Below are 15,810 nucleotides of genomic sequence, written 5' to 3'. Positions count from 1 at the left end.
AGGCCCTGATTTTCTCCACCGAGGACACCCGACTCATGGCGCTTGAACACGCTGACGTGCTCAGGGCGGCGCATCTTGCCCGCCTCGGCCTCTCCGACGACGACGCCACCCACTACCTGGATGACCTCGGCCGCATCCTCGAGATGGTCGACCGCCTCCAGGCACTGGACACCGAGGGCATTGCCCCCCTGGCCCACCCGCTTGACGCCACCCAGCGCCTGCGCGCCGATAACGTTACCGAGCCTGACCGGCGTGACCACTTCCAGCGCTGCGCCCCGGCGGTGGAAAACGGCCTTTATCTGGTACCCCGCGTCGTCGAGTAAGCCACTGCCTACGGAGCCTTTGGCCCATGCATGACAAGACACTGACCGAACTCTCCGCCAGCCTCGCGGCGGGCGAGTTCACCAGCCGCGAGCTGACCGAACATCAGCTCGGGCGTATCGAGCGCCTCGATGGCGCCCTCAACAGCTTTATTACCGTCACGCCCGACGCGGCACGAGAGGCGGCAGACCACGCCGATGCCGCTCGCGCCCAGGGCGACGCCGGGCCGCTGACCGGCCTGCCGGTGGCGATCAAGGACCTGTTCTGTACCGACGGCGTGCTGACCACCGCCGGTTCCAGGATGCTGGCCGACTTCGTCGCCCCCTACGATGCCGGCGTCGTGGAACGGCTCAAGGCCGCCGGTACGGTAAGCCTCGGCAAGGCCAATCTGGACGAGTTCGCCATGGGCTCCTCCAACGAGAACAGCGCCTTCGGCGCGGTCAAGAACCCCTGGGACAGCACTGCCGTGCCCGGCGGCTCCTCCGGGGGCAGCGCCGCCGCGGTGGCCGCCGGCCTGGCCCCCGCCGCCCTGGGCACCGACACCGGTGGCTCGATCCGCCAGCCCGCCGCCTTCTGTGGCATCACCGGATTGAAGCCCACCTATGGCCGGGTCTCCCGCTGGGGCATCATCGCCTACGCCTCGAGCCTCGACCAGGCCGGCCCCATGGCACGCACCGCCGAAGACTGCGCGCTGCTGATGAACACCATCGCCGGCCACGACGCCCGGGATTCCACCTGTGTGGCACGCGGCGTACCCGACTACACCGCGGAACTCGCCGCACCGCTGACCGGCCTCAAGATCGGCCTGCCGAAGGAGTACTTCGGCGACGGCCTCGACCCCGCGGTGGAAGCCGCCGTACGCGAGGCGATATCGGTCTACGAGTCGCTGGGTGCCACGGTACGCGAGGTCAGCCTGCCCCACACCCACTATGCTGTCCCGGCCTACTACGTGATCGCCCCGGCGGAGGCGTCCTCCAACCTGTCGCGCTACGACGGCGTGCGCTTCGGCCATCGCTGCGAGAATCCCAGCGACCTGGTCGACCTCTACAAGCGCTCCCGCGCCGAGGGCTTCGGCGAGGAGGTCCAGCGGCGCATCCTGATCGGCACCCACACCCTTTCCGAGGGCTTCTTCGACGCCTACTACAAGAAGGCCCAGCAGGTACGCCGTCTGATCCGTCAGGACTTCCTCGATGCCTTCCAGGACGTCGATGTGCTGATGGGCCCGACCACCCCGACCCCGGCCTTCGACCTCGGGGCCCAGAAGGACCCGGTCTCCATGTACCTGCAGGATATCTACACCATCGCCGTCAACCTGGCCGGGATCCCCGGCATCAGCGTGCCGGCCGGCTTCGTGGGCAAGCGCCCCGCGGAGGGCCGCCCCGTAGGCCTGCAGATTCTGGGCACCCACTTCGCCGAACAGCGCCTGCTGAATGTCGCCCACCGCTTCCAGCAGGCCACCGACTGGCACCTGCGTCGCCCCGAGCTCGCCGAGGAGAACGCCTGATGCAATGGGAAACCGTGATCGGCCTGGAAGTTCACGTCCAGCTCGCCACCCAGTCCAAGATCTTCTCCGGGGCCTCCACCGCCTTCGGCGCCGAGCCCAACACCCAGGCCTGTGCCGTGGACCTGGGCCTGCCCGGTGTGCTGCCCGTACTCAACGAGCAGGCCGTGGCCATGGCGGTGCAGTTCGGCCTGGCGATCCACGCCGAGATCCCCGAGGTTTCGGTGTTCGATCGCAAGAACTACTTCTATCCCGACCTGCCCAAGGGCTATCAGACCAGCCAGATGTATGACCCGATCGTGGGTCCCGGCGAGGTCGAGATCACCCTGGAAGACGGTGCGGCCAAGCGTATCCGGGTGCACCACGCCCACCTCGAGGAGGATGCCGGCAAGTCCCTGCATGAGACGTTCACCGACGATACGGGCCGTGCCATGACCGGCATCGACCTCAACCGCGCCGGCACCCCGTTGCTGGAGATCGTCTCCGAGCCGGACATGCGCTCGGCCAAGGAGGCCGCGGCCTACCTCAAGTCCATTCACTCCATCGTGACGTATCTCGGCATCAGCGACGGCAACATGGCCGAGGGCTCGATGCGCTGCGACGTCAACGTCTCGGTACGCCCCAGGGGGCAGGCCGAATTCGGCACCCGCGCCGAGATCAAGAACGTCAACTCCTTCCGCTTCGTGGAGCGTGCTATCGAGTTCGAGGTGGAGCGCCAGATAGAGCTGATCGAGGATGGCGGCAAGGTGGTCCAGGAAACCCGCCTGTTCGACCCCGATCGCGACGAAACACGCAGCATGCGCACCAAGGAAGAGGCCAACGACTACCGCTACTTTCCTTGCCCGGACCTGCTGCCGGTGGTTCTCGACGCCGCCTATGTCGATCATCTGCGCGAGACCCTGCCGGAGCTTCCCGACGAGAAGCGCGCCCGCTTCCAGGACGAGCTGGGGCTCTCCGCCTATGACGCCGGCGTCCTCGCCGCGAGCCGCGAAATGGCCGAATACTTCGAGGCGGTCAAGGCGACCTGCGGAGACGCCAAGCAGGCCGCCAACTGGGTACAGGGAGAACTCTCGGGGGCGCTCAACCGCGAGGGGCTGGTGATCCAGGACAGCCCGATCTCCGCCCCCCGGCTCGGCGAGCTGATCTGTCGCGTCATGGACGACACCATCAACGGCAAGGCGGCCAAGCAGGTATTCCAGGCGCTCTGGAGCGGCCAGGGCGCCAGCGCCGATGAGGTGATCGAGGCCAAGGGACTCAAGCAGGTCACCGACACCGGCGCCATCGAGGCGATGATCGACCAGGTGATCGCGGACAGCCCCACCCAGGTGGCCCAGTACCGCGACGCCGAACCCGACAAGCGCGGCAAGATGATCGGCTACTTCGTGGGGCAGGTCATGAAGGCCTCCCGCGGCACCGCCAACCCCCAGCAGGTCAACGCGCTGCTCAAGAAGAAGCTCGACGCCCTGTGCTGATGCCGGGCGCGCCGGCCGACTCCCCCGCCCGGGCCCTCTAGGTCCCGGGCTCACTCTCCTGCTTGTACTTGTCGATCTGCGCGCGCAGCGCCTCCGCCTCCTCGGTGAGGGAGGCGTTGGCGCGCATGTCGCCATTGCGGGCGGCCTGCATCGCCTGCTCGAGCTTATACTCGTAGGCCTTCTGCAGCTTCTTCACCGGATCCGTCTTGAAGAGTCCGAACATGGGGCACCTCCTGTGAAAGCGAATCATCACAGGCTACCCCTCCCCGACCGAAAAATCGATACAACTCCATTACAATAAAACAAGTTTATAAAAGAAAACGAGACCGACGGCCTGGTGCCATCCCTGGCTTGCCCGTCCAGGGCCTTAGGCCTCGGTCGACTCGGCCTCCCCGCCTTCGGATCCCGCCTGCCATTGCACCTCACCGTCGATCACCGGCAGGCGCTCGGCCTGGGGAGCCGACTCCAGACGCCGGGAGAATTCCTCGCCATCGAGGCGATAGGTGACGTCGTAGCCAAGCGTCTCCTCATGCGCCTCCATATGCGTCTCGCACTGCTCCTCGATCACCACCCGCTCGCGGGTCTCGTAACGCGTCTCGTACTGAACCTGTGAGCCGGCCTGGGCATGCTGGCGCGCCTCGACGCGTTCCTGCACTTCTCGTCCGGCCAGGGCGCCGCCGATGGCGCCGGCCACGGTGGCGATCTTCTTGCCGCTACCGCCGCCGACCTGGTTACCCAGCAGGCCACCGACGATGGCACCGGCCGCACTGCCGGCGATGCGATGCGGGTCATGACTGGCCGCCGAGCCGGAGGCAGGCGTGTTGACAGGCGCCTGAATCGGTACCTGTTCACTCACCACCCGCTCCACGTCCTCGCAGACCTCACGTGGACGCTCCACGCTATGGGTCGCGGGCTGTACCGCCAGGATCTCCGCGTACTCGGGTCCACGCGACTGCTGGATCTCCCAGGCCCCAAAGGCCATGCTACCCAGCCCCAGTACGGCCAGTGTCGTGCCGACCGCTAGCGACTTGTTCATCTGTCATCTCCTTAAATCACGCTCGAGCCCCAGGTACGAATGACCATGACGGCCTGTGGCAATGAGACGGGGCGCAACCCGTCGCTATCCGACGAGCCACAGTATAGAGAGATGAGCACTATCGAAGCGGTATCGGCGACGACTTCCACATACCTTCCCCGGGCGTCGTCAGATAACGACAGTCGAGGCGTGGGTCATGCCAGGGGCTCGCCGGCTGACGCCTCGACACCAGCAGCCGACGCATCGCCCGCCCCACCGCAAATCAGGTCCCGCCGCGCCTCCAGCCAGCGCAGGGTGGGCTCGACTCGGTTGAAGGTGTAGACATGCAGGCCGGCAAAGCCGGCGGAGTCATCGTGCAGAAGCGGCGCCACGCCCTCCAGCAGGGCGTCCGGCTGGAAGGCCGAGGGCCGCAGCAGCCGCCCCAGCCAGCCCGTCTGGCGACGCAGCGTGCGCACCGAGGGGCCGAGCCCCAGGCGCATGGCGATGGTTAGCAGCCGCCGGGGCTCTATTACCCCGGGGATGCCGGCATATATCGGCAAGGAAAGCCCGAGCCGTGCCTGGCGCCTGCGCCAGGCCAGTAGCGGGTCGGCCTCGAAACACATCTGGGTCACGGCATAGTCGGCCAGCTCCGCCTTGGCGACGAGGTCACGCGCCAGGGCCTCATCGGCGATGGCATGATGCCCCTCGGGATAGGCAGGAATCCCCACCCGCGCCGGCCGCAGTGCCAGGCCATCCATGGCCTGGAGCAGTGACAGTCCATGGGGATAGTCTCCCACCGGGCGCTCCACGTCGCCGCCCACCACGAAGGCATCATCGACACCCAGCGCCGCCAGGCGCTCGAGTGACTGCTGCAGATGGTCGGCGTCGCGTACCCAGCGGGCCGCCAGGTGTGGCACCGCACGGAACCCCGACGCGACCAGCCATTCGGTGGCCTCGAGGGTACGCTCGAGGCCATGGCGCGGCGAGCAGGTCACGGTCACCGTGGCGCCTGCCGGCAGGGCCAGGGCCGCCTCCTGCATGCCGGCGATAGGCATCAGCTCGAAGCGGTTCGACATCATCACGCCTTACTCCTTGGGAATGATCTTGGCCGGGTCATGGAAGGGCTTCTCCACGACGACGGCATCCTGTAGGCCGGTATTGGCCTCGATGCGCAGGGGGGTGCCCAGCTCGGCCTGCTCGATGGGTACCATGGCATAGCCGATATTGCGCTCCTGGCGAGGCGACCAGGTGGCCGAGGTGACCCGACCGATACGCTCGCCGTCCGCCGCCAGGACCGGGAAGACGTCGATCATGGCGCCATCGGTAAAGTACCCCACACTGGGCCCGTCGATCTCCACCCCCACCAGCTTGCGCGTCACCCCTTCGGCCTTGATGCGCTCCAGGGCGGCGCGGCCGATAAAGTCATCGTCTCCCCGCAGATCCACCATCCAGTCATACCCCATCCCCACCTCGAAGGGATTGGTGTCGTACCAGATGTCGCAGCCGAAGGCGAGGATACCGCCCTCGATGCGACGAATATGACAGGGGCCGATCACCTGCATGCCGTGGGGGCGGCCGGCCTCGAAGACCCGCTGCCACAGGGCTTCTCCGAAGCGGCTGGCCTCGCGCAGATAGATCTCGTAGCCGATCTCGCCCGAGTAGCCCGTACGCGAGATCACCACCGACATGCCGTCGAGCTGCGCCTCCATCAGGTGGTAATAGGCCATGGCGAGCACGGCTTCACCGAACAGGTCCACCATGACGGCCTTGGCCTTGGGGCCCTGCACCTGTACCGGCGCCACATCCACCTCGCGCAGGGTGACGTCGAGCCCCGAGTTGACGGCGAGGCCCTGGCACCAGAGCAGGATGTCACTATCGGCCAGGGATAACCAGAAGCGGTTCTCCTCGATGCGCAGCAGCACCGGATCGTTGAGGATGCCGCCATCCGGCGCCGTGACGAAGACATACTTGCACTGCCCGACCTGGCAGTGACGCATATCCCGGGGGACCAGTCGTTGGGTGAAGGCGAAGGCATCGGGTCCCGCGATCTCGATCTGACGCTCGACCCCGACATCCCACAGGGTCACCCCCTGCACCAGGGCCCAGTACTCGTCCACCGGGTCGGTATAGAGGCGTGGATGATAATGATGATTGTAGACGCTGTACTTGCGTACCCCATGGCGCCGCGACGCATAAAAGAAGGGGGACTTTCGGATGCGCGGATAAAGCAGAATCTCCGGCGCTTCCCGGGTGTGCTCGACGCTTTCCATGACCTGGGACATGACGCTCTCCTCCCCTGCCGCTGTGACGGGCACCGGCCCTTCGCCGGCCCCATGCCTTCGACACTAGACCGGCCATCGACGACTCATCTCGCCAGGGGCGGCCGACTCTTTGGTGCGGGCGACAGACGCGGCGCCCCCTGTCGCCGCCGGGCAAGGAGGCGTCGTCCCGGGACAGCGTGATAGCCGGGGGCTGCCTTATGCTGCCAGAAACACACCCACTCCCGGGAGTTGGACCATGGCGACTCTACCCTCGCAGGCAGACGCGGTGATCATCGGTCTGGGCGGCATCGTCGGTGCCTCGGTGGTCCACCACCTCATCGAGCTGGGCTGGACCAACCTGGTGGGCCTGGAGACCGCCGCCCTGCCCTCGGACATCGGCTCGACCGCCCATGCCTCCGACTTTTGCTACATGACCTCCCACGACCGCCTGACCTGCTATACCACGACCTACAGCCAGCACTTCTTCGAGGCGCTGGGTCGCTACCGCAAGGTAGGCGGCCTGGAAATCGCCCGGGTCGGCGACGAGGCCCGCCTGGCCGAGCTACAGCGCAAGGTCGCCTCGGGCAAGGCGTTTGGTACCCGCGCCAGCATGATCGACGCCGACGAAGCGGTGGCACGCTTCCCGCTGCTGGAGCGGGACCAGGTGCTGGGGGCCCTCTGGGACCCCGACGCCGGCCTCGTCGTGCCACGTTCCCAGCGCGTGGCCGGCGAGCTGATCGAGAAGGCCGTTGCCAGCGGCCATCTACACGCCTTTGCCGAGACACCGGCGCTGGATATCGATGTCCGCGACGGGCGCATTCACGGCGTCGAGACGCTGAAAGGCTATGTCGCGACGCCGCGGGTCATCGTTACCGCCGGCATCTGGGGGCCGATCCCCGCCGCCATGGGCGGTGCCGCCCTGCCCTTGATGCCGCTGGAGCATCCGTTGATATTCTTCGGCCCCTTCGAGACCTTCGCCGGCAGCGGCAAGGAGATCGGCTATCCCTTGCTGCGCGACCAGGGCAACTCCGCCTATCTGCGCGATACCGGTGACCCGGCCAGCACCGAGGGCGGGCAGCTCGAACTGGGCCACTATGAGCCGCGGGAACCGCGCCTGGTCGAGCCCCACGCCATCCTCGACCGCCACCGCGCCCGGCTGTCACCCTCGATGCGCGACCTGGAGATCGATCAGGTCGCCGGGGCGCTGGAACGCGCCCTGGCCCTCACCCCGGTGCTCGGCGAGCTGGGGCTGGACGAGAAGCACTCCTTCAATGGCCTGCTCTCGGTCACCTCCGACGGCGGCTCGCTGGTGGGCGAATCGCCGGAGACCCGCGGCCTCTGGTTCTGCGAGGCGGTCTGGGTCAAGGATGGCCCCGGCATGGGCAAGCTACTGGCCGACTGGATCACCCTGGGTCGGCCCGGCATGGATCCCTGCAGCATCGATATCGCCCGCTTCTATCCGGTACAGAAGACGCCCCTCCACGTCCGCGGGAGATGCCGGGAAATCGCCCAGAAGATCTATGACCCGCCGGTGCATCCCCGGGAGCCCTTCGCCAGCGGCCGAAATCTCAGGCGCGGCCCGTTCTGGTCGCGGGAGCAGGAACTGGGTGGCTACTTCATGGAGGCCGCCGGCTGGGAGCGCGCCCACGGCTATGCCGCCAACGAGACTCGCCTGGCCGCCTACCTGGAGCGGGTGCCACAACGGCCCGCGGAGTGGGACGCCCGCCATTTCTGGCGGGTCGCCAACGCCGAACAGCTCGCCATGAGCGATGACGTGGGCATGATCAATCTCTCCCACTTTGCCATCTACGATATCTCGGGACACGACGCCGAAGCCCTGCTGGAACGACTCTCCGTGGCCCGAGTGGGGGGCGACACCGCCATCGGCAAGGGGGTCTACACCCACTTCCTCGACGCCGCCGGCGGCGTGCATTCCGACCTCACCATCGTGCGCCTGGCAGCGGACAGCTGGCGAGTGATCTGCGGCGGCGATACCGGCCACCGCGACCTGGTGTGGATCACGCGCCGCGGCGAGGAGTGGGGGCTGACCCGCTGGCACCTGGAAGATCGCAGCGATAGCCTGGCGACCCTGGGCCTCTGGGGCCCCAACGCCCGACGCGTTCTACAGACGCTGGCCGATACGCCAGAGGCCCTGGACGATACCGCCTTCCCCTTCGCCACCGCCCGCGAGATCCGCGTTCAGGGCTTGCCGGTCTGGGCCTTCCGCATCTCCTATGTGGGCGAACAGGGATGGGAGCTTTATGTGCCCTTCAGCTACGGCCTGGCCCTCTGGGACCGGCTGTTCGAGGCCGGGGTGATGCCGGTGGGAATCGAGACCTACGCCAACAGTCGTCGCCTGGAGAAGAGCCTGAGGCTGCAGAACGTCGACCTGCTGACCGACTACAACCTCGTCGAGGCGGGGCTGGCACGCCCCAGGGTGAAGGCCGCGGCGTTTCACGGCAAGAGCGCCTATCTCGAACAGCGTCGTCGTGAACAACAACCGGCCAGCCTCTGCACCCTGGTGATGGAGGATCATCACGATAGCCACGGCACACCACGCTTTCCCGTCGGGCAGGCACCGCTGCTCGACCCGGAGAGCGGCGAGGTGCCGGTGGACGACCTGGGCCGGCGCTCCTATACCACCAGCATCGCCTTCGGGCCTTCGCTGGCATGCAATATCGCCCTGGGCTATCTGCCCGCGGCCTACGCCGAAGAGGGCCGTCGACTGCAGCTGGAATACGTTGGCGAGCACTACCCGATGCGGGTGGCCGCCGTGGGTTACCAGGCGCTCTACGACCCTCGGGGCAGCCGTCCCCGCGGCTAGGCGCCTAGCGCCCAGTCCCGCGCACCTCCGGCGTCAACTCGGCCTGGCGCAGTGAGCGCCGCTTGCGTTCGCCGCTGGGCGAGTGGCCGAAGTGGTCGTGATAACACTTGGTAAAGTGGGGCGGCGAAATAAAGCCACAGGCCAGTGCCACCTCGGTAATCGGCATATGGGTCTGCTGCAGCAGCAGACGCGCCCGGGCCAGGCGCATCGCCAGGTAGTACTTGAGCGGTGGCGTCTCCACATAGCGCTGAAACAGCCGCTCGAGCTGGCGCCGCGACAGGCCGGCATAGCTGGCCAGCTCGTCCAGGGGCAGCGGCTCCTGGAGGTTGGCCTCCATCAGGGTGGCGACCTCCTCGAGCTTGGGGTGGCTATGCCCCAGACGCACCCGCAGCGGGGTACGCTGGCGGTCGTCGACCCCGCGGATACGCTCATGAATAAACTCCTCGGCGATTTCCTCGGCCAGGCCCAGGCCCTCATGGCGACCGATCAGGTTGAGCATCATGTCCAGGGGGGCGATGCCTCCGGAGCAGGTGAAGCGGTCCCGGTCCATGACGAACAGTTGCGAGGTAAAGGTCACCTTGGGGAAGCGCCGTGCCTCGTGGAGACTCCCGATATGTTCCCAGTGCAGGGTACAGCGATAGCCGTCGAGCAGGCCCGCCATCGCCAGTACGTATCCCCCGGTACACAGCGCCCCCAGCGGCGTGCCGTGCTCCGCCAGGCGGCGCAGCCAGATGAGCACCGAGCGCTCACAGTGCGCCTGCACGCCCACCCCGCCGCAGACCAGCAGCAGGTCGAGCGCCGGCATCGGCTCCAGCGCCTGATCCACCAGGGTCGCCAGGCCATTGCTGGCGCTCACCGGGCCACCATCGCGGCTTACCCGGTGCCAGGTGTAGAGCCGATGGCCGGCCAGATGATTGGCCATGCGCAGCGGCTCCAGGGCCGACACGAAGGCGAGCTGGGAGAAGCCCGGCAGCAGCAGGAAGCCGATATCATGATGACCACTGGCCGAGGCGACTGTCTGCATGCACGGACTCCCGAAAGACACGACAACAGATAATGGCCCTTCATAGATACCCCATCTCGATGGCCATGGGCAAGGACGCGCCGCTGGCCGGCGTGTCGCTGTGCCCAAGACCCTCGACGCCACCAGGCAAGAGGCGCCGCCGGGGCGGGCGATACTGAAGCCGACAGCCGACGATTCCCTCAGGAGCATCCGCCATGGCGATTCAAGCGACCGACACGACCCCGCCGCCCCCCCGCGACAACCTGAGCATCGCCCGCGCCGCGCGGCTCTGGCCCATCGAGGAGATCGCGCATCGCCTGGGCCTGCCCGGCGAGGCGGTGGAGCCCTACGGTCGCGGCATCGCCAAGCTCGACCCGATGGCCATGGCCTCCCTGGCGGAGCGCCCCCGGGGGCGCTATGTGGTGGTCACCTCCATGACCCCCACCCCGCCGGGCGAAGGCAAGACCACCACCGCCATCGGCCTGGTCCAGGGGCTACAGTGTCTCGGCCACCGGGCGGCGGTGGCCCTGCGCCAGCCGTCCATGGGGCCGACCCTCGGGCTCAAGGGCGGTGCCACCGGAGGCGGCTACAGCCAGGTGCTGCCCATGGAGCGCATCAATCTTCATCTCACCGGTGACCTGCATGCCGTTGCCGCGGCCCACAACCTGCTGGCGGCCATGGTCGACAATCACCTTCATCACCGCCTCACGCCGGAACTCAGCCCCCGGGATATCCGCTGGCAGAGGGTCATCGACCTCAACGACCGGGCGCTTCGCCACCTGGTGATGGGCCTCGGCGGACGAGGTGACGGCGTGCCGCGCCAGGGTGGCTTCGAGATCACCGCCGCCTCGGAGGTCATGGCGGTGCTGGCACTGGCCGATTCGCTGGCCGACCTGCGCCGGCGCCTGGGACGGCTGATCGTCGGCCTCGACCGCGACGGCGAGCCGGTCACCGCCGAGCAGATCGGCGCCGCCGGGGCCATGACGGTACTCCTCAAGGAGGCGCTCAAGCCCAACCTGCTGCAGACCCTGGAGCACGCCCCGGCCCTGATCCACGCCGGCCCCTTCGGCAACATCGCCCACGGCAACTCCTCCATCGTCGCCGACCGCATCGCCCTGCAGGCCGCGGATTTCGTGGTCACCGAGGCAGGCTTCGGCGCCGACATGGGAGGCGAGCGGTTCTTCAACATCAAGTGCCGTGCCTCGGGCCTGGTCCCCGACGCCGCGGTGCTGGTGGTGACGGTGCGCGCCCTGAAGTATCACAGCGGCGCGCACCGGGTGGTCTCCGGTCAACCGCTACCGGCCTCGCTGCTCGCCGAGGCCCCCGAAGACGTCATGGCCGGGGGCGCCAACCTGCTGAAGCAGATCGATAACGTGCGCGCCCATGGCCTGACGCCCATCGTGGCGATCAATGCCTTTCCCGGCGACCATCCCAGTGAGCATGCCGCCATCCGCGAGCTGTGCGCGACACAGGGCGTGCACGCCGAGGTGTCCCAGCATGTGCGCGATGGCGGCGAGGGCTCCCTGGCCCTGGCACAAGCCCTGATAGAGGCGATCGACCAGACCGATGCTGGCGGGAACGGCTTCCACTACCTCTACCCTGCCGAACTGCCGCTGGCGGAGAAGATCGAGTGCATCGCCACCCGGCTCTACGGCGCCGACGGGGTCGACTTCGCGCCCGGGATCCGCGCCCGGCTCGAGGCCTGGCAACACCAGGGATACGGGGCCTTCCCCGTATGCATCGCCAAGACGCATATGTCGCTGTCCCACGATGCCGGCCGGCTCGGTGCCCCGGCTGGCTGGCGCCTGCCGGTGCGCGAGGTGCGCCTCTCGGCGGGTGCCGGCTTCGTCTACGCCCTGGCCGGCGATATCCGCACCCTGCCCGGGCTCAACGCCTCACCCGCCGCCACCCGAATCGATATCGACGAGGATGGCCATACCCAGGGGCTATTTTAAGCGGCCCCGCCCTGAAGCCCGGGTTCATCGTCACCCGGCCCCTGGACCAGGCATCCGCGGCGGCGTCACGGGCCGGGCATTGGCGCCATGCGGCGTACCGGCGCCCGGTCGCCGCAGGTGGCACAGGCCGGGTCGCGGGAGACCCCGAAGCGGCGCCATTCACCGCTCAAGCCATCGAAGGTGGAGAGGCCCTGGTGAGTCGCGCCTGCACCACTCAGCAACTTGATCGCCTCCAGCGCCTGGAAGCTGCCGACCAGCCCCACCAGGGGAGCCACGACGCCGCTCTCCGAGCAGGAGAGCGCTTCATCGCCCTGGCCATCCGGCGGATAGAGGCAGGCATAACAGGGACAATCGGGGTCGCGGGGATCGAAGACGGCAAGCTGGCCGGAGAAGCGGATGGCCGCACCGGAGACCAGCGGTACGCCGGCCGCGCGACAGGCATCATTGATCGCATAGCGGCTGGAGAAGCGGTCGGTGCAATCGAGCACCACATCGGCCGTTGCGACGGCGGCGGCCATGCTCTCTCCCTGCAGGTGGTCGGTCAGCGTTTCGATGCGACACCCGGCGTTGAGCGCCAGGGCCGCCTCCCGGGCCGACTCGGCCTTGTTGCGCCCCAGGTCCGCCTCGCCGTGGGCGATCTGTCGCTGCAGGTTCGAGAGCTCGACCTCATCGGCATCCGCCAGGGTCAGCCGCCCGACCCCGGCGGCGGCCAGGTAGAAGGCCACCGGCGAGCCGAGCCCGCCGGCGCCAACCACCAGGGCATGGCCGGCGAGCAGACGCTCCTGACCCTCGATATCGAGGGATTCCAGCATGATCTGTCGGCTATAGCGCAACAGTTCCCGGTCATTCATGGCACGGCTCACTTTTCGTCAAACGCCTCGATATCGGGCACATGGAGGGAGAACTCTTCCTTGACCTCCTCCATTACCACATAGCTCTTGGACTCCTTCACCCCCGGCAGGGTCAGCACCACATCGCCGAGCAGCTGACGATAGGCGGACATCTCGGGTATCCGACACTTGAGAATATAGTCGAACTGCCCCGAGACCAGGTGGCACTCCTGGATCTGTGGCAGGCGGGCCACGGCGCGGCGAAACTCATCGAACACCGCCGGCGACTGGGTCTCCAGGCTGATCTCCACGAATACCAGCAGGTTAGCCTTGAGCGCCTGGGGATCGAGCATGGCACGGTATCCGCGGATCACCCCGGCTCGCTCCAGGCGCTTGACCCGCTCCAGGCAGGGGGTGGTGGAGAGCCCCACCTGGCCGGCGAGGTCAACATAGGAGATGCGAGCATTTTCCTGCAGGCAACGCAGGATCTTGAGGTCGATGCGATCGAAGGAACGAGTCTTGGCTTTCATTATAGCGAAGGGCACCGGTCGGAAGAGTCATTAGCGCCGCCGCACCAGCAGAATCGACTATGAATCACCCTGCACCACGACAGCTAACGGAAATATCATCTGCAGAAGGTGTACCACAGCCCCGCATCGGCGGCCATCAACGCGGCGCCTTTTTCCCCAGGCTGACGCGCTCATGGCCACCGAGGTCACGGCGGCTGGCCACCTCGTCGTAGCCTGCCGCCACGAGCGCCTCGCGCACCGCCGCGGCCTGGCCCCAGCCATGCTCCAGCAGCAGCCAGCCCCCGGGTTGCAGATGCTGCCGGGCCCTCTGCACCAGGTAGCACAGATCGGCCAGGCCCGCGTCGTCGGCCACCAGCGCCGAGCGCGGCTCGAAGCGCACGTCTCCCGCGGCCAGATGGGGATCATCCTCGGCAATATAAGGGGGGTTGGAAACGATGATGGCAAAGCGTTGCGTGTCGCCCGGCTCGTCCGTCAGGGCGGCGAACCAGTCGCTCTCGCCAAACTCGGCATTGGCGAGGGCCAGCCGTTCGGCATTGCGCTGCGCCAGGGCCACCGCCTCGGGGCGAATATCCAGGCCCAGCACCCGCCAAGCCGGCCGCTCGCTGGCAAAGGCCAGGGCGATGGCCCCGCTACCGGTGCCCAGGTCGAGCAACCGCCCACCAGGCCCCTGGGCCAGGGCCAGAGCCAGGGCGGCCTCCACCAGCGTCTCCGTATCGGGGCGCGGAATCAGGGTGCTGGGGTCGGTCGCCAGGCGTAGCCCCCAGAACTCTCGCTCGCCGGTGAGGTAGGCCACCGGCTCGCCCGCCGCGCGGCGCGCGACCAGCACCCGCAGCCGACCCACCGCCGTGTCATCGGCCTCGCGGTCGCCCCAGGTATAGAGCCAGGCGCGCTCGACCCCCAGCACATGACAGAGCAGGACCTCGGCGTCGAGGCGCGCCGAGGGCGAGCCGGCGTCGGCCAGGCGCCTCGCGGACTCGATCAGCAAGGCATCGAGGGTCATCAGGCCTCCTGCTGCAGGGCGGCGAGCTGTTCGGCCTGGTATTCATGAATCAGCGGCTCGATCACCTCGTCGAGGTGATCACCGCCGACGACCTCCGAGAGCTTGTAGAGGGTCAGGTTGATGCGATGGTCGGTGACACGCCCCTGGGGGAAGTTATAGGTGCGAATACGCTCGCTGCGATCCCCGGATCCCACCAGGCTGCGGCGCGTGTCGGCCTGCTGCTGACGCTGGCTGTCCACGGCATGCTGCTTGAGGCGCGCGGCCAGCAGCGACATCGCCTTGGCGCGGTTCTTGTGCTGGCTACGCTCCTCCTGGCACTCCACCACGACGCCGCTGGGCAGGTGGGTAATGCGGATGGCCGAGTCGGTGGTGTTGACGTGCTGGCCACCGGCGCCACTGGAGCGAAAGGTGTCCACGCGCAACTCGCTGGCATCGAGGTCGACATTGCCAACGGCATCCACCTCGGGCATCACCGCCACGGTACAGGCCGAGGTATGGATACGCCCCTGGGACTCGGTGGCCGGCACCCGCTGTACGCGGTGGGCTCCGGACTCGAACTTGAGTCGGGCATAGGCGCCCTCGCCCTTGATGCGCGCGATGATCTCCTTGTAGCCGCCCTGTTCGCCATGGCTGGCACTGACCACCTCCACCTTCCAGCCGTGCTTCTCGGCATAGCGCGAATACATGCGGAACAGGTCGCCGGCGAACAGCGCCGCCTCATCGCCCCCGGTACCCGCCCGCACTTCCAGAAAGACACCGCGGCCATCATCGGGGTCCTTGGGTACCAGCAGGCGCTTGAGATCCTCCTCCTGAGCGTCGCGCTTCTCGCGGCTCTCGACCAGCTCCAGCTCGGCAAGCTCGCGCATGTCGGGATCGCTGTCGGAAGCGAGCTGCTCGGCATCATCGATATCGCGCTCCACGGCACGATATTCGCGCCATGCCTCCACCAGCGCCTCGAGCTCGGCGTATTCACGAGAGTAGTCGCGGAAACGAGCCTGGTCGCCGATCACTTCGGGGGCCGCCAGCAGGGCGGCGAGCTCCTCGAAGCGCTCGTCGAAGGTATCGAGACGCGCACGCAGGGAAGCTTTCATTAATCGG

At 67.5% G+C, this 15,810-nt stretch carries 14 protein-coding genes; 5 read left to right on the top strand and 9 right to left on the bottom strand.

Going from position 1 to position 15,810, the window contains the following annotated elements; genetic code table 11:
* The first annotated feature begins 35 nt into the window (after positions 1-35).
* Genes gatC through gatB form a run of 3 tightly spaced genes read left to right on the top strand, consistent with a single transcriptional unit; the run spans position 36 to position 3,294 of the window.
* Positions 36-323 carry an Asp-tRNA(Asn)/Glu-tRNA(Gln) amidotransferase subunit GatC gene (gene gatC, locus Q358_RS0103750; protein WP_027960822.1) on the top strand — a complete coding sequence of 96 codons (288 nt, stop codon included), beginning with the start codon at positions 36-38 and terminating at the stop codon, positions 321-323.
* 26 nt (positions 324-349) lie between these two features.
* A complete protein-coding gene (gene gatA, locus Q358_RS0103745; RefSeq protein WP_027960821.1) occupies positions 350-1,825 on the top strand; it encodes an Asp-tRNA(Asn)/Glu-tRNA(Gln) amidotransferase subunit GatA in 1,476 nt (491 codons plus the stop codon).
* Positions 1,825-3,294, top strand: coding sequence for an Asp-tRNA(Asn)/Glu-tRNA(Gln) amidotransferase subunit GatB (gatB, locus tag Q358_RS0103740; protein ID WP_027960820.1), 1,470 nt, complete (start codon positions 1,825-1,827; stop codon positions 3,292-3,294). The genes gatA and gatB overlap by 1 nt, the downstream gene beginning before the upstream one ends.
* A gap of 37 nt (positions 3,295-3,331) precedes the next feature.
* Here the strand turns inward: gatB and Q358_RS0103735 are convergent, their stop codons facing one another.
* The 4 genes from Q358_RS0103735 to Q358_RS0103720 all read right to left on the bottom strand — a co-directional run bounded on the left by Q358_RS0103735 (position 3,332) and on the right by Q358_RS0103720 (position 6,591).
* Entirely contained in the window at positions 3,332-3,517 is a 186-nt protein-coding gene (locus tag Q358_RS0103735; RefSeq protein WP_027960819.1) for a DUF6435 family protein, read from the bottom strand.
* Between the two features lie 144 nt (positions 3,518-3,661).
* Positions 3,662-4,330, bottom strand: a complete 669-nt coding sequence (locus Q358_RS0103730; protein ID WP_027960818.1) for a glycine zipper 2TM domain-containing protein — start codon at positions 4,328-4,330, stop codon at positions 3,662-3,664.
* A 194-nt stretch (positions 4,331-4,524) separates the two neighbouring features.
* Positions 4,525-5,388: a methylenetetrahydrofolate reductase gene (locus Q358_RS16480; RefSeq protein ID WP_051530163.1), complete on the bottom strand. Its 864-nt coding sequence runs from the start codon at positions 5,386-5,388 to the stop codon at positions 4,525-4,527.
* Positions 5,389-5,394: 6 nt separating this feature from the next.
* Complete coding sequence (locus tag Q358_RS0103720; RefSeq protein ID WP_084286429.1) at positions 5,395-6,591, bottom strand: glycine cleavage T C-terminal barrel domain-containing protein; 1,197 nt, start codon at positions 6,589-6,591, stop codon at positions 5,395-5,397.
* Positions 6,592-6,826: 235 nt separating this feature from the next.
* Between Q358_RS0103720 and Q358_RS0103715 the strand changes: the two genes are divergently transcribed.
* Positions 6,827-9,394: a GcvT family protein gene (locus Q358_RS0103715; protein ID WP_027960816.1), complete on the top strand. Its 2,568-nt coding sequence runs from the start codon at positions 6,827-6,829 to the stop codon at positions 9,392-9,394.
* 4 nt (positions 9,395-9,398) lie between these two features.
* Here the strand turns inward: Q358_RS0103715 and Q358_RS16475 are convergent, their stop codons facing one another.
* Complete coding sequence (locus tag Q358_RS16475; RefSeq protein ID WP_051530162.1) at positions 9,399-10,418, bottom strand: GlxA family transcriptional regulator; 1,020 nt, start codon at positions 10,416-10,418, stop codon at positions 9,399-9,401.
* 194 nt (positions 10,419-10,612) lie between these two features.
* Between Q358_RS16475 and Q358_RS0103705 the strand changes: the two genes are divergently transcribed.
* Positions 10,613-12,352, top strand: a complete 1,740-nt coding sequence (locus Q358_RS0103705; RefSeq protein WP_051530161.1) for a formate--tetrahydrofolate ligase — start codon at positions 10,613-10,615, stop codon at positions 12,350-12,352.
* 65 nt (positions 12,353-12,417) lie between these two features.
* Here the strand turns inward: Q358_RS0103705 and Q358_RS0103700 are convergent, their stop codons facing one another.
* The 4 genes from Q358_RS0103700 to prfA all read right to left on the bottom strand — a co-directional run bounded on the left by Q358_RS0103700 (position 12,418) and on the right by prfA (position 15,803).
* Positions 12,418-13,203: a HesA/MoeB/ThiF family protein gene (locus tag Q358_RS0103700; RefSeq protein WP_027960814.1), complete on the bottom strand. Its 786-nt coding sequence runs from the start codon at positions 13,201-13,203 to the stop codon at positions 12,418-12,420.
* 8 nt (positions 13,204-13,211) lie between these two features.
* Positions 13,212-13,712 carry an Lrp/AsnC ligand binding domain-containing protein gene (locus Q358_RS0103695; RefSeq protein WP_027960813.1) on the bottom strand — a complete coding sequence of 167 codons (501 nt, stop codon included), beginning with the start codon at positions 13,710-13,712 and terminating at the stop codon, positions 13,212-13,214.
* Between the two features lie 136 nt (positions 13,713-13,848).
* Positions 13,849-14,712 carry a peptide chain release factor N(5)-glutamine methyltransferase gene (gene prmC / locus Q358_RS0103690; protein WP_027960812.1) on the bottom strand — a complete coding sequence of 288 codons (864 nt, stop codon included), beginning with the start codon at positions 14,710-14,712 and terminating at the stop codon, positions 13,849-13,851.
* Positions 14,712-15,803, bottom strand: a complete 1,092-nt coding sequence (gene prfA / locus Q358_RS0103685; protein WP_027960811.1) for a peptide chain release factor 1 — start codon at positions 15,801-15,803, stop codon at positions 14,712-14,714. The genes prmC and prfA overlap by 1 nt, the downstream gene beginning before the upstream one ends.
* Positions 15,804-15,810: the final 7 nt, after the last annotated feature.

Origin of the sequence: Halomonas halodenitrificans DSM 735, assembly GCF_000620045.1 — a bacterium.
GTDB classification, from domain to species: Bacteria; Pseudomonadota; Gammaproteobacteria; order Pseudomonadales; family Halomonadaceae; genus Halomonas; species Halomonas halodenitrificans.
This window is presented reverse-complemented; position numbering and strand designations above follow the sequence as displayed.

Excerpts from the sequence above, each read along its gene's own strand:
- gatC (WP_027960822.1), top strand. The coding sequence starts at position 36 with ATGGCGCTTGAACACGCTGACGTGCTCAGGGCGGCGCATCTTGCCCGC.
- gatA (WP_027960821.1), top strand. The coding sequence starts at position 350 with ATGCATGACAAGACACTGACCGAACTCTCCGCCAGCCTCGCGGCGGGC.
- gatB (WP_027960820.1), top strand. The coding sequence starts at position 1,825 with ATGCAATGGGAAACCGTGATCGGCCTGGAAGTTCACGTCCAGCTCGCC.
- Q358_RS0103735 (WP_027960819.1), bottom strand. The coding sequence starts at position 3,517 with ATGTTCGGACTCTTCAAGACGGATCCGGTGAAGAAGCTGCAGAAGGCC.
- Q358_RS0103730 (WP_027960818.1), bottom strand. The coding sequence starts at position 4,330 with ATGAACAAGTCGCTAGCGGTCGGCACGACACTGGCCGTACTGGGGCTG.
- Q358_RS16480 (WP_051530163.1), bottom strand. The coding sequence starts at position 5,388 with ATGATGTCGAACCGCTTCGAGCTGATGCCTATCGCCGGCATGCAGGAG.
- Q358_RS0103720 (WP_084286429.1), bottom strand. The coding sequence starts at position 6,591 with ATGTCCCAGGTCATGGAAAGCGTCGAGCACACCCGGGAAGCGCCGGAG.
- Q358_RS0103715 (WP_027960816.1), top strand. The coding sequence starts at position 6,827 with ATGGCGACTCTACCCTCGCAGGCAGACGCGGTGATCATCGGTCTGGGC.
- Q358_RS16475 (WP_051530162.1), bottom strand. The coding sequence starts at position 10,418 with ATGCAGACAGTCGCCTCGGCCAGTGGTCATCATGATATCGGCTTCCTG.
- Q358_RS0103705 (WP_051530161.1), top strand. The coding sequence starts at position 10,613 with ATGGCGATTCAAGCGACCGACACGACCCCGCCGCCCCCCCGCGACAAC.
- Q358_RS0103700 (WP_027960814.1), bottom strand. The coding sequence starts at position 13,203 with ATGAATGACCGGGAACTGTTGCGCTATAGCCGACAGATCATGCTGGAA.
- Q358_RS0103695 (WP_027960813.1), bottom strand. The coding sequence starts at position 13,712 with ATGAAAGCCAAGACTCGTTCCTTCGATCGCATCGACCTCAAGATCCTG.
- prmC (WP_027960812.1), bottom strand. The coding sequence starts at position 14,712 with ATGACCCTCGATGCCTTGCTGATCGAGTCCGCGAGGCGCCTGGCCGAC.
- prfA (WP_027960811.1), bottom strand. The coding sequence starts at position 15,803 with ATGAAAGCTTCCCTGCGTGCGCGTCTCGATACCTTCGACGAGCGCTTC.